24 protein-coding genes are annotated in these 23230 nt (G+C 64.8%); 16 read left to right on the forward strand and 8 right to left on the reverse strand.

Going from position 1 to position 23230, the window contains the following annotated elements; all coding sequences use genetic code 11:
* Positions 1 to 90: 90 nt before the first annotated feature.
* Together J2X56_RS17010 and J2X56_RS17015 are read left to right on the forward strand one after the other, a co-directional pair.
* On the forward strand, positions 91 to 1671 hold the full coding sequence (locus J2X56_RS17010; protein ID WP_310161118.1) for a methyl-accepting chemotaxis protein: 1581 nt from the start codon (positions 91 to 93) through the stop codon (positions 1669 to 1671).
* Between the two features lie 257 nt (positions 1672 to 1928).
* Positions 1929 to 3089, forward strand: coding sequence for a Bcr/CflA family efflux MFS transporter (locus tag J2X56_RS17015; protein WP_209569425.1), 1161 nt, complete (start codon positions 1929 to 1931; stop codon positions 3087 to 3089).
* Between the two features lie 78 nt (positions 3090 to 3167).
* On the opposite strand, the gene J2X56_RS17020 is transcribed toward J2X56_RS17015, so the two are convergent.
* Together J2X56_RS17020 and J2X56_RS17025 are read right to left on the reverse strand one after the other, a co-directional pair.
* Positions 3168 to 4343, reverse strand: coding sequence for a Xaa-Pro peptidase family protein (locus J2X56_RS17020; RefSeq protein ID WP_209569426.1), 1176 nt, complete (start codon positions 4341 to 4343; stop codon positions 3168 to 3170).
* Positions 4343 to 4741 (reverse strand): nuclear transport factor 2 family protein, encoded by a 399-nt coding sequence (locus tag J2X56_RS17025; protein ID WP_209569427.1) that lies wholly within the window; start codon positions 4739 to 4741, stop codon positions 4343 to 4345. Before J2X56_RS17025 ends, J2X56_RS17020 begins: the two co-directional genes overlap by 1 nt.
* A gap of 62 nt (positions 4742 to 4803) precedes the next feature.
* On the opposite strand from J2X56_RS17025, the gene J2X56_RS17030 reads away from it, so the two are divergent.
* Positions 4804 to 5205 (forward strand): helix-turn-helix domain-containing protein, encoded by a 402-nt coding sequence (locus J2X56_RS17030; RefSeq protein ID WP_209569428.1) that lies wholly within the window; start codon positions 4804 to 4806, stop codon positions 5203 to 5205.
* Here J2X56_RS17030 and J2X56_RS17035 read toward each other — a convergent pair.
* Both J2X56_RS17035 and J2X56_RS17040 read right to left on the reverse strand, forming a co-directional pair.
* Positions 5172 to 6419 (reverse strand): MFS transporter, encoded by a 1248-nt coding sequence (locus J2X56_RS17035; RefSeq protein WP_209569429.1) that lies wholly within the window; start codon positions 6417 to 6419, stop codon positions 5172 to 5174. The genes J2X56_RS17030 and J2X56_RS17035 overlap by 34 nt on opposite strands.
* A complete protein-coding gene (locus J2X56_RS17040) occupies positions 6416 to 6949 on the reverse strand; it encodes a GNAT family N-acetyltransferase (RefSeq protein WP_209569430.1) in 534 nt (177 codons plus the stop codon). Before J2X56_RS17040 ends, J2X56_RS17035 begins: the two co-directional genes overlap by 4 nt.
* A gap of 73 nt (positions 6950 to 7022) precedes the next feature.
* On the opposite strand from J2X56_RS17040, the gene J2X56_RS17045 reads away from it, so the two are divergent.
* The 5 genes from J2X56_RS17045 (at position 7023) to J2X56_RS17065 (ending at position 12606) form a co-directional block, all read left to right on the forward strand.
* The gene (locus J2X56_RS17045; RefSeq protein WP_310161132.1) at positions 7023 to 7943 is read left to right on the forward strand and encodes a LysR family transcriptional regulator; all 921 of its coding nucleotides are present in this window, start codon (positions 7023 to 7025) and stop codon (positions 7941 to 7943) included.
* A 109-nt stretch (positions 7944 to 8052) separates the two neighbouring features.
* Positions 8053 to 8439, forward strand: a complete 387-nt coding sequence (locus J2X56_RS17050) for a FlxA-like family protein (protein WP_209569432.1) — start codon at positions 8053 to 8055, stop codon at positions 8437 to 8439.
* Between the two features lie 171 nt (positions 8440 to 8610).
* On the forward strand, positions 8611 to 9318 hold the full coding sequence (locus J2X56_RS17055; RefSeq protein WP_134134317.1) for a gluconate 2-dehydrogenase subunit 3 family protein: 708 nt from the start codon (positions 8611 to 8613) through the stop codon (positions 9316 to 9318).
* A gap of 43 nt (positions 9319 to 9361) precedes the next feature.
* Positions 9362 to 11143 carry a GMC family oxidoreductase gene (locus tag J2X56_RS17060; protein WP_034334785.1) on the forward strand — a complete coding sequence of 594 codons (1782 nt, stop codon included), beginning with the start codon at positions 9362 to 9364 and terminating at the stop codon, positions 11141 to 11143.
* 11 nt (positions 11144 to 11154) lie between these two features.
* On the forward strand, positions 11155 to 12606 hold the full coding sequence (locus J2X56_RS17065) for a cytochrome c (protein ID WP_209569433.1): 1452 nt from the start codon (positions 11155 to 11157) through the stop codon (positions 12604 to 12606).
* Between the two features lie 21 nt (positions 12607 to 12627).
* Here the strand turns inward: J2X56_RS17065 and J2X56_RS17070 are convergent, their stop codons facing one another.
* From J2X56_RS17070 to J2X56_RS17080, 3 genes are read right to left on the reverse strand one after another with little or no spacing between them, the layout of a single operon-like run.
* Positions 12628 to 13428: an alpha/beta fold hydrolase gene (locus tag J2X56_RS17070; RefSeq protein WP_121040946.1), complete on the reverse strand. Its 801-nt coding sequence runs from the start codon at positions 13426 to 13428 to the stop codon at positions 12628 to 12630.
* A 14-nt stretch (positions 13429 to 13442) separates the two neighbouring features.
* The gene (locus J2X56_RS17075) at positions 13443 to 13754 is read right to left on the reverse strand and encodes a YciI family protein (protein WP_121040948.1); all 312 of its coding nucleotides are present in this window, start codon (positions 13752 to 13754) and stop codon (positions 13443 to 13445) included.
* 13 nt (positions 13755 to 13767) lie between these two features.
* Complete coding sequence (locus J2X56_RS17080; protein WP_121040950.1) at positions 13768 to 14394, reverse strand: FMN-dependent NADH-azoreductase; 627 nt, start codon at positions 14392 to 14394, stop codon at positions 13768 to 13770.
* Positions 14395 to 14549: 155 nt separating this feature from the next.
* On the opposite strand from J2X56_RS17080, the gene J2X56_RS17085 reads away from it, so the two are divergent.
* Positions 14550 to 15536: a LysR family transcriptional regulator gene (locus tag J2X56_RS17085; protein ID WP_121040952.1), complete on the forward strand. Its 987-nt coding sequence runs from the start codon at positions 14550 to 14552 to the stop codon at positions 15534 to 15536.
* Here J2X56_RS17085 and J2X56_RS17090 read toward each other — a convergent pair.
* Positions 15514 to 16407 (reverse strand): LysR family transcriptional regulator, encoded by an 894-nt coding sequence (locus J2X56_RS17090; RefSeq protein ID WP_034334773.1) that lies wholly within the window; start codon positions 16405 to 16407, stop codon positions 15514 to 15516. The genes J2X56_RS17085 and J2X56_RS17090 overlap by 23 nt on opposite strands.
* A 240-nt stretch (positions 16408 to 16647) precedes the next feature.
* Between J2X56_RS17090 and J2X56_RS17095 the strand changes: the two genes are divergently transcribed.
* Genes J2X56_RS17095 through J2X56_RS17125 form a run of 7 tightly spaced genes read left to right on the forward strand, consistent with a single transcriptional unit; the run spans position 16648 to position 23229 of the window.
* Positions 16648 to 17679, forward strand: a complete 1032-nt coding sequence (locus J2X56_RS17095) for an ABC transporter substrate-binding protein (protein WP_227022542.1) — start codon at positions 16648 to 16650, stop codon at positions 17677 to 17679.
* 39 nt (positions 17680 to 17718) lie between these two features.
* Positions 17719 to 18771, forward strand: a complete 1053-nt coding sequence (locus tag J2X56_RS17100) for an ABC transporter ATP-binding protein (protein WP_227022541.1) — start codon at positions 17719 to 17721, stop codon at positions 18769 to 18771.
* Positions 18768 to 19628, forward strand: coding sequence for an ABC transporter permease (locus J2X56_RS17105; protein ID WP_121040957.1), 861 nt, complete (start codon positions 18768 to 18770; stop codon positions 19626 to 19628). Before J2X56_RS17100 ends, J2X56_RS17105 begins: the two co-directional genes overlap by 4 nt.
* Positions 19625 to 20425, forward strand: a complete 801-nt coding sequence (locus J2X56_RS17110) for an ABC transporter permease (protein ID WP_310161144.1) — start codon at positions 19625 to 19627, stop codon at positions 20423 to 20425. Before J2X56_RS17105 ends, J2X56_RS17110 begins: the two co-directional genes overlap by 4 nt.
* Complete coding sequence (locus tag J2X56_RS17115; protein WP_121040959.1) at positions 20422 to 21546, forward strand: FAD-binding oxidoreductase; 1125 nt, start codon at positions 20422 to 20424, stop codon at positions 21544 to 21546. Before J2X56_RS17110 ends, J2X56_RS17115 begins: the two co-directional genes overlap by 4 nt.
* On the forward strand, positions 21518 to 21829 hold the full coding sequence (locus J2X56_RS17120; protein ID WP_121041360.1) for a (2Fe-2S)-binding protein: 312 nt from the start codon (positions 21518 to 21520) through the stop codon (positions 21827 to 21829). The genes J2X56_RS17115 and J2X56_RS17120 overlap by 29 nt, the downstream gene beginning before the upstream one ends.
* Complete coding sequence (locus tag J2X56_RS17125; protein WP_310161148.1) at positions 21826 to 23229, forward strand: FAD-dependent oxidoreductase; 1404 nt, start codon at positions 21826 to 21828, stop codon at positions 23227 to 23229. Before J2X56_RS17120 ends, J2X56_RS17125 begins: the two co-directional genes overlap by 4 nt.
* The last annotated feature ends 1 nt before the right edge of the window (position 23230 follow it).

The following is a 23230-nucleotide window of genomic DNA, read 5'->3' on the forward strand; positions in this document are numbered from 1 at the left end:
CTGGCACTCCCGCCATCGGCCAGGCCGGCCGGTGGCGGGCCTCTTCCCTGCCGGCCATCGCCGGCGACCTCATTTGCAGGAGTTCCGCTCATGGACACCCAGCCTGGCACCACGCGTCCTCTGCCCCTGGCATTGCGCATCGGCCTCACCTTCGGCACGCTGGTACTGCTGTGCATCCTGTCCGGCGTGATCGGGCTATGGCAGTTGCAGCTCGTCACCGGCAAGCTCGATGCCGTGGTCAACGACGGCAATCTCAAGCTGGCGCTGGCACAGGACCTGTCGCGGCAGGTCCATATCGGAGTGGAATCCTTCCAGAGCGTCATCATCATCAGCGACAAGGCGGCGGCCGAGGCGGCCATGCAGCGCGGGGGCGCGGCGCATGAGCGTTTCATCAAGCAGCGCAAGGCACTGCTGGCACTGGTGTCCGATGAGCAGATGCGGCAACTGACGCAAACCGTCTTCACCGTGAACGACCAGAAGGCCGAACCAGCCTTTGGATACTTCGTGCAACTAAGTATGGCCGGACAGCGCGAGGAAGCCGGCCGCTGGCTGGCCACGCAACTCAATCCGGCGCTGGCGCAATTGCAGGCGGCGATCCAGGCACTCATCGATGTCCAGACCGAACGCAATCATCAGCTGCAACTGCAGAGCCAGCGGGACAGCCAGCGCGCGCGCTGGCTGATGGGAGCGTGCTTCGTGGCTTGCCTGGTCTTTGCAGGCGGGGCGGGTTACGCACTCATTGCCGGCATGCGCAAGAGCCTGGGCGGCGAACCGCATGACGCGCTGCATGTTGCGCACGAGATCGCCGGCGGCAACCTGGTGGTGACGGTACCGGTGGCCGGACGTGACCAGGCCAGCATGATGGCGGCCATGCGCGAGATGCGCGACAAGCTCATCGCCGTGGTCGGCCTGGTCAATCACAATGCGCAGGCGGTGGCCTCGGCCAGCCAGCAGATCGCGCAGGGACATCACGATCTCTCCGAGCGCACCGAAATCCAGGCGAGCTCCTTGCAGCAGACCACGGCCTCGATGGGTGAACTGAGCAGCAAGGTGCGCTACACCGCCGACCAGTCGGCGCTGGCCTGTCGCCTGTCCGATGAAGCATCGGCCGCGACCCGCAGCGGGCGCGAAGTGGTGGAGCGCGTCATCGCGCAGATGCAGGAAATCGATACCAGCTCGGGCCGGATCGTGGACATCATTTCGGTCATCGAGGGCCTGGCCTTCCAGACCAACATCCTCGCCCTGAATGCGGCGGTGGAAGCGGCGCGTGCGGGAGAGCAGGGGCGCGGCTTTGCGGTGGTGGCGACCGAAGTGCGCACGCTGGCCCAGCGTTCGGCAGCGGCCTCGCGCGAGATCAAGCAACTGATTCTGGCGTCGGTGGACAGCAGCGCCGCGGCCAGCAAACTGTCGCGCGAGGCCGGGGCGGCCATGCAGCAGGTGGTGGATAGTATTGCCCGCGTCAACAGCGTGATGCGTGACATCTCTTCGGCCAACCAGGAACAGAGCACCGGCATCGGCGAAGTGAACCAGGCGCTGATCCAGCTCGACGACCTCACGCAAAAGAATGCGGCGCTGGTGGAAGAGGCGACGGCGGCCTCGATTTTCCTCAATGACAAAGCGGGGGAACTAGCGCGTTCGGTGCGGACTTTCCAGCTACCCGTGATTGCCTGAGCATCTCCGCCTGGTTGACCGTTCCGCTTGCGCAAGCGGCGGCATCTAGGGGAAAACCTGCATTGTCTCCCTGCTACCGCGTCCACTAGAATGGCTGCTCGCTGGCCGCGATGCGGCCAGCGCTGCATGCGAAGGTGTTGCGCCTTGCCCGTCCTCCGATCCGGGTATCTGTCGGCCAGCCGTCGTCAATGAGAACAAGGCCGCCAGACCACCAGGGAGACGATGTGATGAGCGATACACGCGACGGAAAATCTTTCATGTTGTTTCTGGGAGGACTGTCAGGCCTGGGGCCCATGGCCATCGATATGGGCTTGCCGGGACTTCCCGCCATCGAATCCGAGATCAGCCATGCGGCTGGACAAGGCGCCCTGGTACTGAGCGTATTCCTTGCCGGTTTTTCGGTCGCGCCCATCGTATGCGGCCCCCTGGCAGACCGCTTCGGCCGGCGCGCGCTGCTCATCGGGGGCATGAGCCTGTTCGCAATTGCTGCGGCCCTGTTTGCGCTCAGTTCCAGCTGGACGCTTCTGTTGGCGGCACGATTGCTGCAAGGTTTCGCCGCTGGTGCCTGCGCCGCGTTGCCCGTAGCCATCCTGCGGGACCTCTACACCGGACCTGCAGCCAGAAGCCGCATGGCCCAGGTGGTTTCCGTACAGGGCATCGCGCCCATCGCGGCACCGGTGCTCGGCGGAATGATTCTGCTGCTGACGCACTGGCGCGCCATCTATGTCGTGCAAGCCATCCTCGGCCTGCTGTTGCTGCTGTATGCAATCTTCCTGTTTCGCGAATCCCTGCCCGCAGACATGCGCCGTCCGCTGCATCCGGCCGCGCTGGCCGAAACCTATGCGATGGTGCTCAAGGATGCGGGTCTGCGCCGCCATGCACTGATCTACGGCTTCGCCTTCGCCTGCATGTTCACCTACATCGCTGCCGCAGCCAATGCCTATGTGGGCCAGTTCGGCATGTCCGAAACCTTGTTTGCAGTGGTGTTTGCCGCCAGTTCCATGGGTATCGTGGCAGGTGCACAGCTCAACGCGCGCCTGACGCGGCGAGGCCTCTCCGGACCGCGGCTGATCCGCAGCGGCCTGGGCCTGATGCTGGCCAGCGTGCTGGCCATCAACCTGCTCAACGTGACTGGAGGCCTGCACGTTGCGGCTCTGGCGGTGCTGGCAGGGCTGGTGGTCTTCAGCTTCGGACTGCTCGCATCGGCGGCCAACCATGAGGCCCTGCTCAATCTCGGGCATGTGGCCGGGGCTGCGTCGGGCGTCATGCGCTGCCTGCAGATGCTGCTGGGATCTCTGGCCAGCGCCGCCAGCGTGGTCCTTCCCGCCGGGATCACCGCGACATCGAGCATGGCGCTGCTGATGCTGGCGATGGCTATCCTGGCCTGCCTGGCTGGATGGCGATATGAACGAAAATGAAGAAGCGTGGCCCGAAGAGGCCACGCCACAAGAGGCAAGGATCACGCGGCAAACGGGAGGATGAAGATCCTGGCGCGTTTACCACATGAACGCGGGGCAGGCTGCGGTGAGAAGTTCACATCCGCCTGCATGCACCAGAATATCCTGCTCGAACTTCGCGCATCCCACGCCCGGCAAGGCGGCGATGGTCTCGATACTCAGCGCCATCTGCTCCTCAACCACATCCTGGCTGCCTTCGATGAGCCATGGTCCTTCCCAGCCCAGGCCGTAACCATGTCCCGCCAGGGGATGGGGTGCCTGCATGCCGGCGCGCAGCAGGCTATCGCGTACCGTGCGCCAGATGTCGTGGGCGACGGCCCCTGGGCGGACGGCATCGATACCGTCGGCGACAGCCTGCGCGGCGGCCTCAATGAGGTGCCGCTGCGCTGCAGAGGGACTGCGGCCGCAGACCACCGTGCGCGAGAGATCGAAGCGATAACCGCCGATGGCCGACCCATACAGGTCGCAGTGGAACAGGTCGCCCTGCTGCAGTATCCGGGTGGTCCAGCTGGGGGCCTGTCCGAAGGCATAGAACTCGGTATGCGGACCTGAGGCGGTCGCTGCATCGATGACCGTCCCGCCACCGGCCGTGATGATCTGACTGGCCATCGAGACCGCATAAGCTTCAGTACATCCCGGCTGCGTGGCCGTGCGCATCATGGCCGCCATGGCATGGCTGCCCAATTGCGCTGACTGGCGCAGCAGATCCATTTCCATCGGGCTCTTGATCCTGCGCATCTGTTCGACCAGCTTGTCACACGGCACGAACTCCGCCTCGGGACAGGCCTGCAGCAGCCTCCGATACGAGGCCAGCGCCATCGCATCGCCAGCCACCAGACCAATGCGGGCCCGCCCCAGGCCAAGCTCGTGCAGCACCGCTGCGGCGGTGTCGGCGACCATGCTGGTAGTGCGCACGTCCTGCACCGGAATCTGCTGGCGGCGATAGCGCGACGCATCCACCACCAGCACCGGCTCGCCGTGAGCGGGAAGCACCAGCGCGCTGCAGGAAAGACCCGACCAGACGCCTTGCAGATCGGGGACCAGGGGCGTGGCACTGCAGACATTGGCGAGGTAGATCAGATCCTGGGCGCAATCGACCGAGCCGCCGCCGCGCGACCAGATCAGCAGCGCGTCCAGATCCAGCGTGCGGCAGCGCTCCTGCAGCCGGTGCCAGCGGTCCTGAAACACCGCAGGCGTGGTGCAATTGCCCAGCATTACCGTGCCAGCCCGTCAACTCGCGCAAGACTGCTGCCCACGGCATGATCGATGCAGTAGAGCCAGTGGCCCTCCGGCTGTTGGCGCAGGACTTCCGCCGAGGAGCCGCTGGCGAGGATGTGGCCGGCTTCGTCAGTGATATGCCAGTCTGCCCGCAGCAATGCCAGCTCGCCGCACTGCAGGCAGAAGTGATTGATGGCCGTCATCCTGCCGGGGAGCTCCATCAGTGCCGAGAGCATCTGGCGTATCTCTGCATTCCCCTTCAGCACGGCACCCTCGGGGCTGCCCTGCACGAGCGCCTGCGCTTCGTAGAGCGACATCAGATCATCCATGCTGCGCGCATTGAAACCGTCGGCAAACGCCTGGTTCATCCGTTGCGGTTCTGTTACCTTCGTCACTTCCTTATCCTTTCTCTGCACAAGAGGCGCTGAGTAAATCAGATGTTCACTGGAGTTCCCAAATGGAAAGTACGCCGCCCTGCGCGCCGGACCTCCCGGTGGCATTGCATGCCCTCCAGTGTCCGGTGGAACACTGGCTGTCCTTCCTCGGCCATCGTTGGACTGCGGTGATTCTCTGGCATCTGCGGGAAGACAAACTGCGTCATGCCGAGCTGCTGAGCCGCTTGCCGGGGATCACCGCCAAGGTACTCGGTGAGCGCATGAGCGCACTGGGGGACGCGGGACTGCTCGTGAAATATGAAGGCGGGCACTTTCCGCGCACCACCCACTATGCGTTGACGGAGAAGGCGGAAGCACTGCTGCAGATCCTCGATCAGATCGATCTCTGGTCCAAGTCCCATGGCGCAGCCCAGCCAGCCTGCCTGCTGCCTCAGCGACCCGGGACAGCCTTGCCCGAGAGCTGATGGAAGCGCCGGATCGACCAGGGCCCCGCCAGCGCGCCCACGCCAACCAGAGTCCAGGCCAGCGTCCAGCCGCTGGCCGGCAGCGCAAAGGTACGTTGACCCCAGTCCAGCACCATGCCAAACAACCACGGGCTGATGGCACCGGCACCGAAACCCATCAAGGAACGCACCGCAAACGCGGTGCCCAGGCGCGAGGCCGGGACAACGTCGCACAAGGCGGTGGAATACACCGATGAGTCGGCGATGGCCAGCAAGTTGTAGAGCGCGGCAAAGACCAGCAGCATCCACACCGGTGCGGACGCCATCCAGCCGAACAGGAAAGAACAGCAGAGACTGGCGCAGGTGGCCAGCATCATCACCCGTACCCGACCATAACGGTCCGAGGCCGATCCTCCCAGCAGACTGCCTGCCACACTGACAACGTGTGACAGTGCTGCTATGAACAGTCCGTGCTCAGGATTCAATCCTGCATGGCCGACGACGAAGGCCAGATAGGCCGGCAGCCAGGCCCACAAGGCCATGAGTTCCCAGCAATGCGCGGCATAGGCGGCGCTGCTGAAGAGGGCTGGCTTGTCGTGCAAGGTCTCGCGCAAGGTCGTGCGCAGGGCATGTTCGCGCTGCGCCGGCGCCACGGCATCTGGCTTGAGCCTGGTCAGCGCCACCATCGTCAGCAGCGCGCCAAGAGTTACCAGGCCCGCCACCAGCGCGCTTGTCTCCGGCCACGACCAGCGCGATGCCAGCAAGGCCACCAGCAACAGCGACAAACCATATCCCAGCGAGGCGGCACCAATGAACATGCCCATGCTGCGCCCGCGTATGTGCGGCTGAGCATTGCCGGCCACCAATTGCAGTGCCGGACTGTAGCTGCCGCCCGCGCACAAGCCCACCAGGCCATATAGCAAGGCCGTAAGCGCCGGGCCGTTGCTGAACCAGGCGAAGACCAGCATGGCGGCTGCCGTCAGCACGGCGCTGGCCAGCACGACGCGGCGCGGGCCGACCCGGTCGGCAATGAATCCCGTGCCGCACAGCGACACCATGTAGCCGAGGGTCCAGGCACTCTGAACCGCGCCCGCCTGCGCCGCGCTCAGGTTCCATTCGGCCATCATGCGCACCATGCTGCCAGCCCACAAGGTCGCTGCGCTGGCCTGCAGCATCCGGCCGGCACACAGCAGCAGCAAGCCGGCGCGCGCCGAGGTCGCCGTCGGTACAGTCATCGTGCCGCCAGCGGCAGCTGCATCAATACCGTATCGACCAGGCAGTTGAACTTGCGGCCCACCTGCCTGAGCGTACCGACGTGCTGGAACCCAACCTTGCGATGCAGGGCGATGGAGGAAAGGTTGCCACTGTCGCCAATGACGGCCACCATCTGCGAATAGCCTTGTGCACGGCACTGTTCCACCAGCGCCTGCATCAACCGCAGGCCCAGCCCCTTGCCATGGTGGCGATTGCTGACGTAAACCGAACTCTCCACCGTCCCGTTATAGGCCGAACGCGTCCGATAAGGAGAGGCATAGGCATACCCGACCACCTCCCCTGCCTCGATGGCGACCAGCCAGGGCAGGCCGGCGCGGCGCAGGCGATCAAGGCGTCGATGCATATCGGCCAGGGACGGCGGCACCTCCTCGAAGGTACACAGGGCCGTGAGGACGTAGACGGCATAGATGTCGAGCATGGCCGGAACATGTTCCGAGCGGGCCTCGGCCAGGGTGACGGCAGCGCTGGGGGGTAGAGTCGGGATATCCATGTCGGGAATGCTGACATGGCCATGGCAAATGACCTAGGTTATCCTCCTTATTCATTGCATAAGCGATTCTTATATGAAGATTTCCTCGATCGATCAGCTGGACACCTTCATCAAGGTGCTGGACAACGGCAGTTTCTCGGCCGCCGCTGCCCTGCTGGACGTAAGCCAGCCGGCGGTCAGCCAGCAGGTACGCGAGCTGGAGCGCCGCATGGGAGTGAAGCTGGTGGAGCGAGTGGGCCGCAGCGTTGCCCCTACCGCCGCAGGTACCAGCCTGCTGGGTTTTGCCCGGCAGATCGTGGAGACCGCCGCACAGGCCAGCGAAGCCGTCAGCGATCACGCGAACGGCGTACTGGGCAGCGTGCGCCTGGGTACCGGCGGCACCGCCTGCCTGCATTGGCTGCCGCCCGTGCTCAGCGCACTCAAGCAGCAGCATCCGGCCTTGCAGGTGGTCGTCAGCACCGGCAATACCGACGAATTCGTACGGCGTGTCGAGCACAACCAGCTGGACCTGGCGCTGGTGACGCTGCCGGTGAGCAGCCGCGCCCTGCAGGTCACACCAGCCCTGAAGGATCCTTTCGTGGTGATCGGCCCGGCCAAGGGCGCGCGCCTGCCCAGGAAAACCACGGCCATTCATCTGGCGGCCTTGCCGGTGATCCACTTCGAACCCGGTGCCAACATCCGGCAGTTGATCGACGGCTGGCTACTGGCCGGCGGGGTCAGGCTGCAACCCAGCATGGAGCTGGGCAGCGTCGAAGCCATCAAGGAGATGGTGGCCAATGGCCTGGGATACGCGATCATCCCGGCCATGGCCTTGCGCAAGGCCGATCATCGCCGCTTGCAGGTACGCGCCATGGAACCGGCGCTTACGCGTGAGCTGGGCTTGATCGTGCGCCACGACAAGCCCGTTACGCGCGCGCTGCAGGCCATGATCCAGGCGCTGGCCAGGCACACCCCGCCCGGTGCACGGCCGGTCCGGACTGGCGGAAAACGCTGACAGACGGTATGCGCAAGATAAAAGGCCCAACAGCGTAGACAATCTGCAACGTCCCTTGATGCCACGGCTGCGCTGTCTATACTTCGCAGCACACTTCAAGGAGATGCGCATGAGCAATGTCACACTCAACCTCGGATTGGCCGCGACCGGACGCAACCAGCAGGCCTCGGCCACCGAAGACGATCCGGGCAACAGCGTGGCCGATCGGGTGGCGGCCATCATGAAGAAGATCGGCAAGCTGCAAAAGGAAGCGGCAGCCTTGCAGGGACCGCCGGAGGAAGTGGCCAAGATGCGCAAGGCCATCGAAGCCGAGATCCGTGCACTGGAGCTGAAGATGGAACAGATGATGGAACAGCAGGCACGCGATCAGCAGGAGGCCCAATCGGCGACCAAGTCGTCCGCCAACAGCCCGGGCGACCAGGACGGCGAGGCCGGAGCACAGGACAAAGACACCCCGCGCAAGCGACGGGGGCACTTCATTGACGAGGTGGTCTGAGCGCAAGATCGCGATGACGTCGCCGGCTCCCGGCGCCGCGCGTCAGACATTTCCCACATCAAAAGCACAGGATGACTGATCCCCCTGCGGCGTCATCGCGCGCATCATGGCTCGGCCGTGAGCAAGGCAAGGCCTTGCTCACGCTCCGGATTTCCCTCAAGGAAACGCGCCATGAAAAAAATAAGCATCTCCGCCAATCGCCGCCGTTTCCTGCGCGGCGCGCTGACCGCCGCGCCCGCTGCCGCGCTGGCTGTCACCACCGGCAGCCTGAGCGCCACCGCCCAGGAACAAGCCGGCAACGTCCCCTACAAACCCGTCTTCTTCAACCAGGATGAATTCGCGCTCCTGAGCGCCCTGGCCGATACCCTCATCCCCGCCGACGAGACCGGGCCCGGTGCGCTGGAAGCGGGCGTGCCCGCCTTCATCGATGCGCAGATGAATACCCCCTACGGGCAGGGCCAGCTGTGGTACATGCAAGGCCCCTTCACCCCGGACGCTCCGCCCGAATTCGGCTACCAGCTGCCCTATCCGCCACGCGAACTGTACAAGAAGGGACTGGCCGAATTCGACGCGGCCATCCGCCAGCAGTATGGCCACGGCTATGTGGAACTGAACACCCAGCAACGCGAAAAGATGATGGGCGAGTTCGAGAAGGGCGACCAGGGCAGCCTCAAGATGGCCACCATCCCGCCTGCAGCGCTGTTCAACCTGTTGCTGCAGAACGTGCACGAAGGCTATTTCTGCGACCCCACCGATGGCGGCAACAAGGGCATGGGTTCGTGGAAGATGATCGGCTTCCCCGGTGCCCGCGCCGACTATTACGACTGGGTCGACCAGTACGGCCGCACCTATCCCCTGCCTCCGATCTCGCGCGGCTGATCACTGCCCTCTTCGCATCGTTTGACCCCGAAAGCCCAAGCATATGGCCAACAAGAACATGAAAGCAGTCGACGTCGTCATCGTCGGCTTCGGCTGGACCGGTGCCATCATGGCCAAGGAAATGACCGAGGCCGGACAAAGCGTGGTGGCGCTGGAACGCGGCGTCTATCGCGATACCTACCCGGATGGCGCCTATCCCAAGACCATCAATGAGCTGGAATACCAGCAGCGCTTCAAGTTATTCCAGAATCTGAACAAATCCTCGTTCACCTTCCGCCGCAAGAGCGGTGACAGCGCCATCCCCTATCGCCAGATCGCCATGTTCAAGCCGGGCGAAGGCGTGGGCGGTGCCGGCCTGCACTGGTCGGGTTGCCACTGGCGCATCCTGCCGGAAGAGTTGCGCATGCGCAGCCATTACGAGGAACGCTACGGCAAGGGTTTCATTCCCAAGGACATGACCCTGCAGGACTGGGGCGTGACCTACGAAGAACTGGAACCGTATTTCGATTTCGCCGAAAAGATGATGGGCACCTCCGGCACCGCCTACCGCGTCGGCGGCAAGGTGGTCGACGACAGCGGCAATCCCTTCGAAGCCAACCGCTCGGACAACTTCCCGCTGCCCGCACAGAAGGAGCAATACCAGGCCGCGCTGTTCCGCAAGGCCGCGCAGCAGGCGGGCTTCCATCCCTTCACCCTGCCCTCGGCCAATGCCTCGGCGCCCTACGTGAACCAGTACGGCTGCCAGATGGGGCCCTGCACCTTCTGCGGCTACTGCTCCGGCTATGCCTGCTACAACTATTCCAAGGCCTCGCCCAACGTCAACATCATGCCGGCCCTGCGCAAGAGTGCGCTGTTCGAATTGCGCAGCAGCTGCAACGTGCTGCGCATCGAACTCGACAGCACCCGCAAGAAGGCCACCGGCGTGACCTACGTGGATGCCAATGGCGATACCGTGTTCCAGCCGGCCAACATCGTCATCGCCAGTACCTTCGCGTACAACAATGCGCGGCTGTTCCTGCTCTCGGGCATCGGCAAACCCTATGACCCGGTGAGCAACACCGGTGCGGTCGGCCGCAACATCGCCTTCCAGATGATGTCGACCATCAATGCCTTCTTCGATCCGGGCAAGAACATCAACGGCTTCATCGGTGCCGGTGGCAATGGCGTGGCGGTGGATGATTTCAATGGCGACCACATGGACCACGGCCCGCTGGGCTTCGTCGGTGGCTCGCCGATCTGGTGCAACCCGGCCGGGGCCAAGCCGATCTCGGGCATCGCCGTGCCCAGCGGTACGCCCAAGTGGGGCCGCGACTGGAAGCGTGCGGTCAAGGCCAGCTATCTGAACACCATGTCCTTCGACGTGCATGGCGCCAACATGGTCTATCGCGACGTGTATGTGGATCTCGATCCCAACTACAAGGATGCCTTCGGCCAGCCGCTGCTGCGCTTCACCTTCGACTGGAAGGACAACGACATCCGCATGAGCCGCTACGTCACCGACCAGGCCGTCAAGATCGCGCACGAACTGAAGGCGCGCGAGATCAAGGTCACGGTCAAGGACTTCGGTGCCGCGCCCGACCTGCGCAGCTACCAGACCACGCACTGGGCCGGTGGCGTGGCCATGGGCACGGATCCGTCCACCAGCGTGGTGAACCGCTACCTGCAGAGCTGGGATGTGCACAACGTCTTTGCGGTGGGCTCGGGCGTGTTTGCCCAGGGCATCGGCTACAACCCGACCGGGGCGGCGGTGGCGCTGACCTACTGGTCGGCGCGCGCCATCCGTGAGCAGTACCTGAAGGACCCGCGACCGCTGGTCAGCGCGTGAAGACGGGAGCGATGATGAAACGACTGATCCTGATCTCCGCCCTGGCGCTCGGTACGGCGGCGCTGGCCGCCAGTGCCGCCTACAACCTGGCGCACGCCGATGCATCGCTGAGCGTTCCTGCCCCACCCAAGCCACCCGTGGGGGCGCGCCTGCTCAACCGGGAAACGGCCCCCCTGCGTCCGCTGGCCACGCCGCCGGCCGATGCGGCACTGGCCGAGCGCGTCGCCAAAAAAGACAGCCCCAGTGCCGATGACCAGCTACTCTTGCGCGGTGCTTATCTTGCACGCGCCGGGGATTGCGTGGCCTGCCACACCAGCAAGGGAGGTGCGCCCTTCGCAGGCGGACTGGCGCTGGCCTCGCCGATCGGTGCGATCTACTCCACCAACATCACGCCGGACAAGGAACACGGCATCGGCGACTGGAGCTATGAGGACTTCGCGCGCCTGATGCGCACCGGCGTCACCAAGGCGGGTTATACGGTCTATCCGGCCATGCCCTATCCGTCCTATTCGCGCCTGAGCGATGAGGACATGCAGGCGCTGTATGCGTATTTCACCAAGGCCGTGCCGCCCTCGGCGCAGGCCAATCGTGCCAATGACATCCCCTGGCCCTTGTCGATGCGCTGGCCGCTGGCGATCTGGCGCAAGTTGTTCGCGCCCACGCCCGCGCCCTATGCGGCCCCGGCCGGGACGGATGCGCAACTGGCACGCGGAGCCTATCTGGTGGAAGGACTGGGCCACTGCGGCAGCTGCCACACGCCGCGCTCGACCACGATGCAGGAGAAGTCGCTGCGGGATGACAGCAGCCGCCTGTATCTCTCCGGCGGGCAGGTGGTCGATGGCTGGAGCGTACCGTCACTGCGCAATGAACATGGCGGTGGTATCGCGGGCTGGAGCCAGGCCGACCTGGTGGAATTCCTGCGTACCGGCCGCAACCAGTACACCGCTTCCTTCGGTGCCATGAATGACGTGATCGAGCATTCCATGCAATACATGACCGAGGCCGATCTCAATGCGATGTCGCGTTACCTGTTGAGCCTGGCACCACGCAACGGCGCCGAGCCTTATCGCTATGACGAGGCCACGGCCACGGCGGCTTACGAAGGACGTCCGCAGACGCCGGGCGCAGCGCTCTATCTGGATCGCTGCGCGGCCTGCCATCGCAGCAACGGCACCGGCTATGGCAAGGCGTTCCCGGCGCTGGCCGGCAATCCGGTGCTGCAAACCGGGGATGCCACCTCGGCCATCCGCATCATCCTGCAAGGGGGGCGCCAGCCCTCCACCGATTCCGCCACGGCGGGGCTGGTGATGGCACCCTATGCCCAACTGCTCAACGATCAGCAGGTAGCCGAAGTCACCTCCTACATCCAGACCGCCTGGGGCAACCGCGGCGCGACCGTGAGTGCGGCCGATGTGGCCAAGATACGCAAGACGGCCAAGCCCGTAGAAGACCGGGCACCCTGAGCGCAACGCCGCTGCACCCCTTCAATGCAGGCTACGGGCGGCACGATCAATCAGGTCGGCCACCTGTCGCGGATGCGAGACCAGCGACAGGTGGCTGGAAACAATGGTCTCGGTCTGCGCCTTCATGGCAGCAGCAAACTGCTGCTGCACGGCGGTCGACAAGGCGTGATCGCCCTGCGTGACCAGATACCAGCCGGGCTTGTCGTGCCAGGCCGCGTGCATGACCGGTTCCGCGAAGGCACTGGCGGCAATGGGTTGCTGCACGGCCGCCAGCGCACGTACCTGATCGACCGCCACGTCGTGCGCCATCACCTGCGCAAATACCTTGGGGTCATCCAGCCAGATGAGTCCGTCGTGGTCCGGCTGCAGGCCCTGCATGGGTGCCTGCAGGCGCTGCAAGGCCTGCGCCACGCTCTCGCCGGAATCCGGTGCCAGCGCTGACAGATAGACCAGTCCCTTCACCTTCTCCTGATTCCCGGCCTCCGAAATCACCGCCCCGCCCCACGAATGCCCGACCAGCAGCACCGGATGCGGCTGGCGCGCAATGACGCGGGAAGTAGCCGCCACATCGGCCGCCAGGCTGCTGAGCGGATTCTGTACCGCCGTCACGTGATAACCCTTGCGTTGCAGGAGCGCGATCACTTTGCTCCAGCTGGAGCCATCGGCGAACGCGCCGTGGACCAGGACGATATCGATCAAGGGGGCGGGCTCCGTACGCATGGTCTGGGCCGGTGAGAGAAACGGGATCAGAAAAAGCCAGGCCATCAGGCCGGCCAGTATCCAACGCCTGCGCAGGCGATGGCGGTCCAGGTTGTGCTTCATCGCTCTTGCGCTCCTCATCCGATGAAGGTGGCCTGTGGCACCCAGTGCGCCGGGAAGCCAGCGGCAGCCAGGGCGGGTGTGCAGCCATGGGCCTGGTAACTGGCCACGCCCTGGCGGATGAAGGCATCCAGCGCCATCATCGCGTGCAGTTCCGCTTCATCGGCGCAGGAAGCCAGGATGAGTCCGCCGCCGCCCGCCGCCAGCGGGCCCGCGCAGATCACGCGGCCCTGCTTGAGCTGCGCGGCAAGCCAGGCCTTGTGCGGGTCGAGGTGCCGCTGCACTTCCTCGATGGGGCGGGTGTAGGTGAGGACGATGGCAAAGATCATGATGCGCTCCCGATCAGTTGGCCAGCAGGTCGGCCACGACGGACGGGATCTCGTCCAGCGCCACGCGCATGGATTGGCTGCGCAGCTCGGCCCCCTTGGTCAGCCGTTCGGCACGTACGAAGCGCACGCGCTGGATGCCGAGGAAACTGAAGAAGGCCTTCAGGTACGACTCCTGATGGTCCATCACCGCCGCCGGTCCGCTGGAATACATGCCGCCGCGCGTGGAAGCCACGATCACCGCCTTGTCACCGGACAATCCCAGCGGCCCCTGTTCGGTATAGCGGAAGGTGCGTCCCGGCTGGGCCACACGGTCCAGCCAGGCCTTGAGCTGGCTGGGCACCGAAAAGTTGTACATCGGTACGCCCAGGACGATGACGTCACTGTCGAGGAATTCGCTGACCAGCGTCTCTGAAAGCGCGTGCTCGGCCAGTACGCCCGCATCCGTGACGCTGCCACCGGGCTGGCGGAAGCCGGCGGCAATGGCACCGTCCAGGTGGGCGATGGGCGCACTCACCAGATCGCGTGCGCTGATCCGGGCTTGCGGATGCCGGGCCTGCAGATGATCGACGATGGCCGCGCTCAGGACACGTGAGGCGGAGGCATCGGCCAGGATGCTGGTATCGAGGTGGAGAATCTTCATGGCGAGGTCCTTTCAGTCATCAATGAGGAAGAGCACGGGACTGACGATACCGACGCAAAGGCCGCGCCACTAGCCATCATCGGCGCACCAGATTGTTCCATGCATGGAACAATGCCGATCTTATAATCAGGCTTTCCCTCATCGTCGGAGCGCGCATGGAAGACCTCAACGATCTCGCCTTGTTTGCGTCTGTCGTGGTGCACGGCAGCTTCTCGGCAGCCGCCCGTGCGCTCGACATTCCCAAATCACGCATCAGCCGCCGGGTGGCCGAGCTCGAACAGCGACTGGGCGTGCGGCTGCTGCAACGTTCGACACGGGTGGTGCGTGTCACCGATGTGGGTGCGGCTTTCTTTACCCACTGCGAAGCCATGACGCAGGCGGCGCGAGCAGCGGTGGAAGTGAGTGAACAGGCCGGGGCCAAACCTGCGGGCCGGCTAAGGGTGAGTTCGCCCATGGGAGTGGCGCACATCTTCCTGGCGCCGCTGCTGGCGCGCTTCCTGTGCGCCCATCCTGATGTGCGGCTGGAGCTGGAATTGAGCAATCGCCGGGTCGATGTCATCGGCGAGGGTTTCGATGTGGCCATGCGGGTCAGGAGTACGCTGGAAGATTCCAACCTGGTGGTGCGTACCTTCGGCACCAGCCAGCAGGTACTGGCTGCCAGCCCTGCGTACATTCGGCAGCACGGGCCCTTCGACAGCGTGGAGGCTCTGCAAGGACAACGCGGCCTGGGTCCCGGCGGCATGCCGGGCCAGGCCCAGCGCTGGCGACTGCACGGTCCGCAGGGAGAAGTCGCCGAGATCGACTACGTCGCAGCCATGGTGACGGACGACATGCATCTGGCGATGCAGGCTGCCATCGGCGGTGCCGGCGTGGCACTGCTGCCCTTCAACGTCTGCCACGCTGCCATCGAAGGCGGTCAATTGAGGGTGCTGCTCCCTCAGCATCGTGGCACGCCGCATCAGCTGCATGCGGTGTTTCCGTCGCGGCGCGGACTGGTGCCGGCCGTACGCGCCTTCATTGAATTCATGGCGGTGGAGCTGTCGCAGACCATGCAGCAGGAAAACCAGGCCTTGTTGGCGCTGCTGGCGCACAAGCCAGCGCGGACCGGTAAGCCCCGGATCAGGCGGACTGGCAGCGCCTGAGCTCGTCCCGCAGGTCGGCTGCGAATGTCTCCGCCAGTGCCAGCCGCTTGCCGGGATAGGGGAAGATGATGGCGCAACGCGTATCGAGCTCTTCCACCACCGGCCGGATCACGACGCCCGCGCTGACGAACGGTTCCGCCGTGATGCGCGATACCAGCGTGATCCCGGCCCCTTCCGCCACCAGCGCACAGGCCACCAGCGAATTGGGCGTCTCCATGGCCACCTGCACCGATACCCGCAGCTTGGACAGCGCATCATCGATCTGGTAGCGCATGTAGCTGTGCTGCGACAGCAGAATCATCCGCTCTCCATCCAGCTCCTTGAGCGAGATCCGCTTGCGGCGCGCCAGCCGGTGCCCGACCGGCAGCACCAGTGCGCGCTCCAGCGGTTCCAGCGGTTCGATCGAAATCGAAGGCTGTGATAGCGGCAACTCGACAATTCCTATATCGAATTGCTTGGTCGCAACCATCTCGGCAATCTGGCGTGACGGCAGGGTCTGCACGAAGACCGACACCTGCGGACGGGCCGCCGCGAAGCGTGCCACCGTACGCGGCACCAGGCTCTGCGAGAGCGCCGGCAATGTCGCAATGCGCAATGCACCGGCCCGCTGGTGCCCGATATCGTGCGCCACCTGCGCAATGCGGTCGAGGTTGCCATAGATCGGTTCGAGCTCTGCATAAAGGGCCTGGGCCTCGGGTGTGGCGACCAGTTTGCGGCCGCGCCGCTCGAACAGGTCGTAGCCGATCCTGATCTCCAGATGCGCGATGGCCCGGCTCACCGCCGGCTGGGTCACGCTCATCATCTGGGCGGCACCCACTACGGTGCCGGTGCGCATGACCGAATAGAAGGCTTCGATCTGGCGCAAATTCACGCTGTTTCTCATATAACCAACTCGCTGTAATGGTTCGGCAAATATGCTTCAAGGAGGTGCAGTATCGCATCTTTGCAGTGCCTTTTCCCTCGTAAATTCGCTGATTTGCACCGCAACAAGACACATAACAAACAGGCATAAGCAACCCTCGAAATTTTAATATTTGAGGCGCGGAGGACTGCCTACACTAGGGGCTCCTGCTGTCCATTCAACTGCAGTCCCTACCCGGAGGAATACCTGATGCGAAGCGTTCTTGGCGTAACGATGGCGGCCGCCTTGCTGGCCACGGCAACTTCCCATGCGGCGGAAACGGTCTATGTCGGCGGCTACGGCGGTTCGACCGAACAGGCCTTCAAGGAAAAGATCATTCCGCCGTTCGAAGCGAAGACCGGCAGCAAGGTGGTCTACGTATCCGGCAATTCCACCGACCTGCTGGCCAAGCTGCAAGCGCAGAAGGGCCGCCAGGAAATGTCGCTGGCCATGATCGACGATGGTCCGATGTACCAGGCCGTCGGCCAGGGCCTGTGCGCCAGGATCGAAGAAGGCAGCGGCTCGCGCGAGGCCTATCCCAACGCCCGCATGATCGGGGACAAGTCGATCGGCATCGGCTTCATCGCCACCGGCCTGGCTTACAACAAGGAAGTCTTTGCCAGGAACGGCTGGAAGGCCCCCGACTCCTGGCAGGACCTGACCAATCCCAAGTACAAGCAGAAGGTGGTGATTCCGCCCATCACCAACGGCTATGGCCTGCTGACGCTGGTCATGATGGCGCGCCTCAACGGCGGCAGCGAAGAAAAGATCGCACCGGGTTTCGACGCCATGATCAAGAAGGTGGCGCCCAATGTGCTGGCCTGGGAGCCCTCTCCGGGCAAGATGGCCGAGATGCTGCAGACCGGTGAGGCGGCCCTTGCCGTCTGGGGCAATGGCCGCGTGCAGGCGGTCATCGACCAGGGCGCACCGGTGGAATTCGTCTATCCCAAGGAAGGGGCGGTGGCACTGATGTCGGCCGCCTGTGTCGTCGAAGGTGCACCGCAGCCCAAGCTGGCGCAGCAGTTCCTGCAGTACGTGCTGTCGGCCGAGGTGCAGGCCATCCTCGCCACGGCCCAGGGCTGGGGACCGGTCAACAAGAACACCAGGCTCGCACCGGAGGTCATGAAGCGCGTGGTCTACGGACCCGAGAAGGTGGGCCAGATGATCGCCCCCAACTACGGCGTCATCAATGCCCAGCGCGCCGAGTGGACCAATCGCTGGAACCGCGCCGTCGAGCGCTGAGCGCTCCTCCTTGCCAGATCAGACCAGGGGATTTCCTCCATGAGCTTTCTTCAATTGAATGGCCTGTCCAAGCACTACGGCGATGTAGTGGCCGTGGGACAGTGCGAGCTGTCGGTGGCCAAGGGCGAATTCATCAGCCTGCTGGGTCCCTCGGGCTGCGGCAAGACCACCACGCTGCAGATGATCGCCGGCTTCGTGCAGCCCAGCAGCGGACGCATCCTGCTCGATGGCCGCGACATCACCGACATCAAGCCAAGCCGGCGCGGCCTCGGCATCGTCTTCCAGAACTACGCCTTGTTCCCGCACATGACGGTGGCGCAAAACGTCTCCTTCGGCATGGAGATGCAGGGCCTGGCCAGCGGCGAGCGCAACCGGCGGGTGGCGGAAACGCTGGAGCTGGTGCACCTGGCTGCGCTGGCGCAACGCTATCCCAAAGAGCTCTCCGGTGGCCAGCGCCAACGGGTTGCGCTGGCACGCGCCCTGGCCATCCAGCCACCGGTACTGCTGCTGGATGAACCGATGGGCGCGCTCGATGCCAAGCTGCGCGAAGAAATGCAGATCGAACTGCGCGCCCTGCAGCACCGTGTGGGTGTGACCACCATCATGGTCACGCATGACCAGGCCGAGGCCATGACCCTGTCCGATCGCGTGGTGCTGATGAACAAGGGCTGCATCGAACAGATCGGCCGCCCCTACGACATGTACGAACAACCCAACGGACGGTTTTCCTCGACCTTCCTGGGAAAGGCCAACGTGTTTGCCGGCACCCGCATGCAGGGCCGCGACTGCGTCGAACTCCAGGGCTATCGCCTGCCTGCCTCCGATCCGGCCACCCACGGCGAGGTCGAATACATCGTGCGTCCCGAGAAGCTGGAATTCACCACGCCGGAAACCGCCATGCTGGCCGGGCGCGTGGAGGCACGCGTATTCCTCGGCAATCACTGGCTCTATCAGGTGCAGACACCACTGGGCCTGGTGCAGATCAGCCAGTCCAACAAGGGTGCCCCCAGCTCGGCCGAAGGCGATACGGTCAGCCTGCGCTGGGCCGCGGAACATGCGCACGTGGTCCCCCGTGCGGGAGCCGCGCGATGACCGCCCGCAGCAGTGCCCTGCCCTACTGGATGGGCACACCGGCGGCCCTGCTCACGCTGGCCTTCGTGGTGCTGCCGCTGGTGGTGACCTTGTCGCTGAGCTTCTTTCCGTTCGTGGCCGGTGGCGGCACGGGCGATCAACTCACGCTCACTCACTATCTCGACATCGCCACCGATGACTACTTCCAGAGCATCTTCCTGCGCACCTTCGGGCTGGCGCTGGTGGTCACCCTGATCTGCATTGCCATCGGCGTACCGGAAGCCTATGTGCTGTCGCGCCTGTCGGAAAGATGGCGGGCGGTGTCCATCGTGATCGTGCTGGGCCCGCTGCTGATCTCGGTGGTGGTCCGTACCCTGGGCTGGGCCATCCTGCTGGGCAACGAAGGCGTGATCAACAAGGCCTTGATGGCGATGGGTCTCATCGAGACACCGCTCAAGATGCTGTTCACCTTTACCGGCGTGGTGATCGCCCTGGTGCATGTGCTGGTACCGATGATGGTACTGGCCGTCTGGGCCTCGCTGCAGAAGCTCGATCCGGCCACCGAACAGGCTGCCGAATCGCTGGGCGCGGGACTGGGAACCATCATGCTGCGCATCGTCTTCCCGCAGGTGATCCCGGGCGTGCTTTCGGGCGGACTGATCGTGTTCTCGCTCGCGGCCAGCGCCTTCGCCACGCCGGCCATCATCGGCGGACGACGACTGAAAGTGGTACCGACCACCATCTATGACGAATTCCTCGGCAATCTGAACTGGCCACTGGGGGCGGCGCTGTCGGTGGTGCTGCTGGTGATCGTGCTGGCTGTCTCGCTGGGCGTGAACCGCCTGGTGGAGCGCCGCTACAGGCAGGTGTTCCAATGAAGACGCGCGCTCCGCTTCCGCTGTTGCTGTTCCACTTCGCCTTTGCGGCCTTCATGCTGGCTCCGCTGGTGATGGTGGTCTACGTTTCCTTCACCGACAAGGGCTATATTTCGCTGCCCTTCGATGGCGCCTCGCTGCGCTGGTACGGTGCCATCCTGCGCGAAGACAGTTTCATGACGGCCTTCTATCGCAGCCTGTCGCTGGGCGTCACGGCAGCCACGCTGGCCACCTTGCTGGCGGTGCCGGCCGGCATGGCCATCGCCTGGTATCGCTTTCCCGGACGCGATGCCTTGCTGGGGCTGCTGCTGTCGCCGCTGATGGTGCCCAACATCGTGCTGGGCATCGCACTGCTGCGCTTGCTGACCTTGCTGGGCTCGCCCGGTACCGCCTGGGGCCTCACGGTGGCACACACGGTCATCGTGCTGCCCTACGTACTGCGCCTGGTGGTAGCCGCAGCCACCGGCTTCGACCGCACCATCGCGCAGGCCGCGCAATCGCTGGGTGCATCGGCCTGGACGGTGTTCCGCCGGGTCGAGCTGCCGCTCATCATCCCGGGCGTGGCGGGGGGCTGGATCATTGCCTTCATCAACAGTTTCGACGAACTGACCATGTCCATCTTCGTCGCTTCCGCCGGTACCGAGACCCTGCCGGTGAAGATGTACAACCACATCGCCAACACCATCGATCCGCTGCTGGCCTCGGTCTCCACGGTACTCATCGTGCTGACCCTGGTGCTGATGGCGCTGCTGGAACGCTTCTACGGGCTGGACCGGATTCTCTCTGGAAAGACATCATGATTTCAACGGATATCGATACGCTGGTCATCGGCGGCGGCGTGGTGGGCATGTCCATCGCCTACGGCCTCTCCAAAGCCGGCGAACGGGTGCTGGTGCTGGACGAGGGCGACGATGCCTTTCGTGCCGCACGCGGCAATTTCGGCCTGGTCTGGGTGCAGGGCAAGGGCGAAGAACGGCCCGACTATGCGCGCTGGAGCATGGCCTCGGTGCTGCGCTGGTCCTCCTTTGCGCAAGAACTGACGGCGGCCAACGGCATCGACCTGGAGCTGCAGCAGATCGGCGGCCTGCAATTCTTCCTGGACGAGGACGAACTGCGGGCCTACGTACGGAAGCTGGAAAACCTGCGCGCCGCCGTCGGTGACTACCCCTTCGAGGTCCTCGATCCGGTCGCGCTGAAACAGCTCTCGCCTCACATCGGCCCGGAAGTGGTCGGTGCGGTCTACGGTCCGCGTGACGGCCACGTCAGCCCGCTGCGCCTGCTGCGCTCGCTGGTACAGCGCTTTCACACGCTGGGCGGCATCCTGCGCAATGGCGTGCGCTGCGAGCAGATCGTCCATCGTGCCGACCGCTTCCACGTGCAGGCGGGCGGCAAGGAATACGTCGCCGGCAAGCTGGTGCTGGCGGCCGGGCTGGGCAACCGCACGCTGGGCCCGATGGTCGGCTTGCATGCCCCGGTCGCGCCCAATCGCGGACAGGTGCTGGTGACCGAACGCATGCAGCCCTTCCTGCGCCATCCGTCGGGGCACGTGCGGCAGACCGGCGAGGGCGTGGTGCAGATCGGCGATTCAAAGGAGGACGTCGGATTTGATGACCGCACCTCGATCGATCAGCTGGCCCACATCGCCCATCGCGCGCGTAAATATTTTCCGCTGCTCGACGGGGCCAACGTGGTCCGTACCTGGGGAGCGCTGCGGGTGATGACGCCGGACGGCTTCCCGATCTACGAAGAATCACGTCAATGCCCGGGAGCCTTCCTGGTGACCTGCCACAGCGGCATCACGCTGGCCGCCATGCACGCCGGTCCCCTGGCGGACTGGATCCGGGGTGCGGCCGAGCCAGCCGCCATTTCCACCTTCAAAGCGGAGCGATTCCATGTTCAAGTCCATGCTGACGGCCAGTGAAGACCAGCGCGCCGACATTGCCATCCTGGTCGATGGCAAGACCATCCGGGCACGCGCAGGTGAAAGCCTGGCCACTGCCCTGCTCAATGCGGGCGTCGTCCCCTTGCGGCATACGCCGGTCTCGGGCAGTCCGCGCGCCCCCTTCTGCCTGATGGGGGTGTGCTTCGATTGCCTGGTCGAGGTCGATGGCCGCCAGAACGTGCAATCCTGCATGGTGCAGGTGCATGCAGGGATGCAGGTCCGCCTGCCCGACGGCGCGCGTCACGTGGGAGACCCGGCATGATGGCCCCCACTCACGATCTGATCATCATCGGTGCCGGGCCGGCCGGCATGTCCGCCGCCCTGCATGCGGCCGCGCTCGGTCTGAAGACGCTGCTGCTGGATGAGCAGAGCCACCCGGGCGGCCAGATCTATCGCAATGTCACGCAAGTGCCGCCCAGGGTAGCAGCAGTACTGGGACCGGACTACCGCCATGGACGCAGTCTCGCCGAGCGCCTGCAGCAATGCGGCGTGGACTATCGTCGCGGTGCCGTGGTCTGGGAGATCACCGAGGATCTGGTGGTCACGTTCCAGCAGGATGAGCGTTCCTCACGCGTGCGGGCGCGCCAGATCATTGCCGCTACCGGCGCCATGGAACGGCCTTCGCCGGTGCCGGGCTGGACCTTGCCGGGCGTGCTCAACGCCGGTGCCGCGCAGATCGCGATGAAGACCTCGGCCTCGGTGCCGCAGGGGCCGGTGGTACTGGCCGGTGCGGGCCCGCTGCTGTTGCTGGTGGCTTGCCAGTTGTTGGAGGCGGGGGCCGAAGTCGCGGCCGTGGTGCAGACAGCGCCCCGCGAAAACCTGCGCCGCGCCCTGCGTCATCTGCCCGCAGCGCTGGGCGCGCCGCACTATCTGATCAAGGGTCTGAAGATGCTGTGGCGTTTGCGCCGGGCTGGCGTACCGCTTTATCAAGGTGCCAGCGAGCTGCGCATCGAGGGCGAGCATCAGGTACAGCAGGTGCAGTTCAATATCGGACCACAGCGCCACACGCTGGCGGCCAAGGTCGTTCTGCTGCATCACGGGGTGGTACCCAATACGCAGCTCAGCCGCCAGCTGCGCCTCGATCACCAGTGGGATGCCATCAATCTCTGCTGGACGCCGGTAGTGGACGCAGGCGGCCAGACCTCCCTGCCCGGATTGCGCATTGCCGGCGACGGTGCCGCTATTGCCGGCGCCCGTGCGGCAGAACCGGCGGGCGTCATTGCGGCCGCCCATGCCGCACTGGCCGTGGGCAAAATTGATGCGCCCACGTGCGCCGCCAGCGTGCGGGAAGCGCAGGCGGAACGTGACCGGCATCTGCGGATCCGTCCCTTCCTGGACGCACTCTATCGTCCGCCGCAATGGCTCGCGCAGCCGCCGGACGAGGCCATCGTATGCCGCTGCGAAGAGGTCACGGCCGGACAGATCCGCGAGATGGCACGCCTGGGATGCCAGGGGCCGAACCAGACCAAGTTCTTCAGCCGCTGCGGCATGGGTCCTTGCCAGGGACGCATGTGCGGCCTGACCGTCACGCAGATGCTGGCGCAGGCGTTGCACAAGTCGCCCGAGGAAGTCGGCGCCTATCACATCCGCACGCCGCTCAAACCCATTGCGCTGGCTTCGCTGGCGGCACTGGCCGATACCGAACCGCTGGCCCCGGAATGAT

Source organism: Herbaspirillum sp. 1173, assembly GCF_031455335.1.
GTDB classification, from domain to species: Bacteria; Pseudomonadota; Gammaproteobacteria; order Burkholderiales; family Burkholderiaceae_D; genus Herbaspirillum; species Herbaspirillum huttiense.

Excerpts from the sequence above, each read along its gene's own strand:
- J2X56_RS17010 (WP_310161118.1), top strand. The coding sequence starts at position 91 with ATGGACACCCAGCCTGGCACCACGCGTCCTCTGCCCCTGGCATTGCGC.
- J2X56_RS17015 (WP_209569425.1), top strand. The coding sequence starts at position 1,929 with ATGTTGTTTCTGGGAGGACTGTCAGGCCTGGGGCCCATGGCCATCGAT.
- J2X56_RS17020 (WP_209569426.1), bottom strand. The coding sequence starts at position 4,343 with ATGCTGGGCAATTGCACCACGCCTGCGGTGTTTCAGGACCGCTGGCAC.
- J2X56_RS17030 (WP_209569428.1), top strand. The coding sequence starts at position 4,804 with ATGGAAAGTACGCCGCCCTGCGCGCCGGACCTCCCGGTGGCATTGCAT.
- J2X56_RS17035 (WP_209569429.1), bottom strand. The coding sequence starts at position 6,419 with ATGACTGTACCGACGGCGACCTCGGCGCGCGCCGGCTTGCTGCTGCTG.
- J2X56_RS17040 (WP_209569430.1), bottom strand. The coding sequence starts at position 6,949 with ATGGATATCCCGACTCTACCCCCCAGCGCTGCCGTCACCCTGGCCGAG.
- J2X56_RS17045 (WP_310161132.1), top strand. The coding sequence starts at position 7,023 with ATGAAGATTTCCTCGATCGATCAGCTGGACACCTTCATCAAGGTGCTG.
- J2X56_RS17050 (WP_209569432.1), top strand. The coding sequence starts at position 8,053 with ATGAGCAATGTCACACTCAACCTCGGATTGGCCGCGACCGGACGCAAC.
- J2X56_RS17055 (WP_134134317.1), top strand. The coding sequence starts at position 8,611 with ATGAAAAAAATAAGCATCTCCGCCAATCGCCGCCGTTTCCTGCGCGGC.
- J2X56_RS17060 (WP_034334785.1), top strand. The coding sequence starts at position 9,362 with ATGGCCAACAAGAACATGAAAGCAGTCGACGTCGTCATCGTCGGCTTC.
- J2X56_RS17065 (WP_209569433.1), top strand. The coding sequence starts at position 11,155 with ATGATGAAACGACTGATCCTGATCTCCGCCCTGGCGCTCGGTACGGCG.
- J2X56_RS17070 (WP_121040946.1), bottom strand. The coding sequence starts at position 13,428 with ATGAAGCACAACCTGGACCGCCATCGCCTGCGCAGGCGTTGGATACTG.
- J2X56_RS17075 (WP_121040948.1), bottom strand. The coding sequence starts at position 13,754 with ATGATCTTTGCCATCGTCCTCACCTACACCCGCCCCATCGAGGAAGTG.
- J2X56_RS17080 (WP_121040950.1), bottom strand. The coding sequence starts at position 14,394 with ATGAAGATTCTCCACCTCGATACCAGCATCCTGGCCGATGCCTCCGCC.
- J2X56_RS17085 (WP_121040952.1), top strand. The coding sequence starts at position 14,550 with ATGGAAGACCTCAACGATCTCGCCTTGTTTGCGTCTGTCGTGGTGCAC.
- J2X56_RS17095 (WP_227022542.1), top strand. The coding sequence starts at position 16,648 with ATGCGAAGCGTTCTTGGCGTAACGATGGCGGCCGCCTTGCTGGCCACG.
- J2X56_RS17100 (WP_227022541.1), top strand. The coding sequence starts at position 17,719 with ATGAGCTTTCTTCAATTGAATGGCCTGTCCAAGCACTACGGCGATGTA.
- J2X56_RS17105 (WP_121040957.1), top strand. The coding sequence starts at position 18,768 with ATGACCGCCCGCAGCAGTGCCCTGCCCTACTGGATGGGCACACCGGCG.
- J2X56_RS17110 (WP_310161144.1), top strand. The coding sequence starts at position 19,625 with ATGAAGACGCGCGCTCCGCTTCCGCTGTTGCTGTTCCACTTCGCCTTT.
- J2X56_RS17115 (WP_121040959.1), top strand. The coding sequence starts at position 20,422 with ATGATTTCAACGGATATCGATACGCTGGTCATCGGCGGCGGCGTGGTG.
- J2X56_RS17120 (WP_121041360.1), top strand. The coding sequence starts at position 21,518 with ATGTTCAAGTCCATGCTGACGGCCAGTGAAGACCAGCGCGCCGACATT.
- J2X56_RS17125 (WP_310161148.1), top strand. The coding sequence starts at position 21,826 with ATGATGGCCCCCACTCACGATCTGATCATCATCGGTGCCGGGCCGGCC.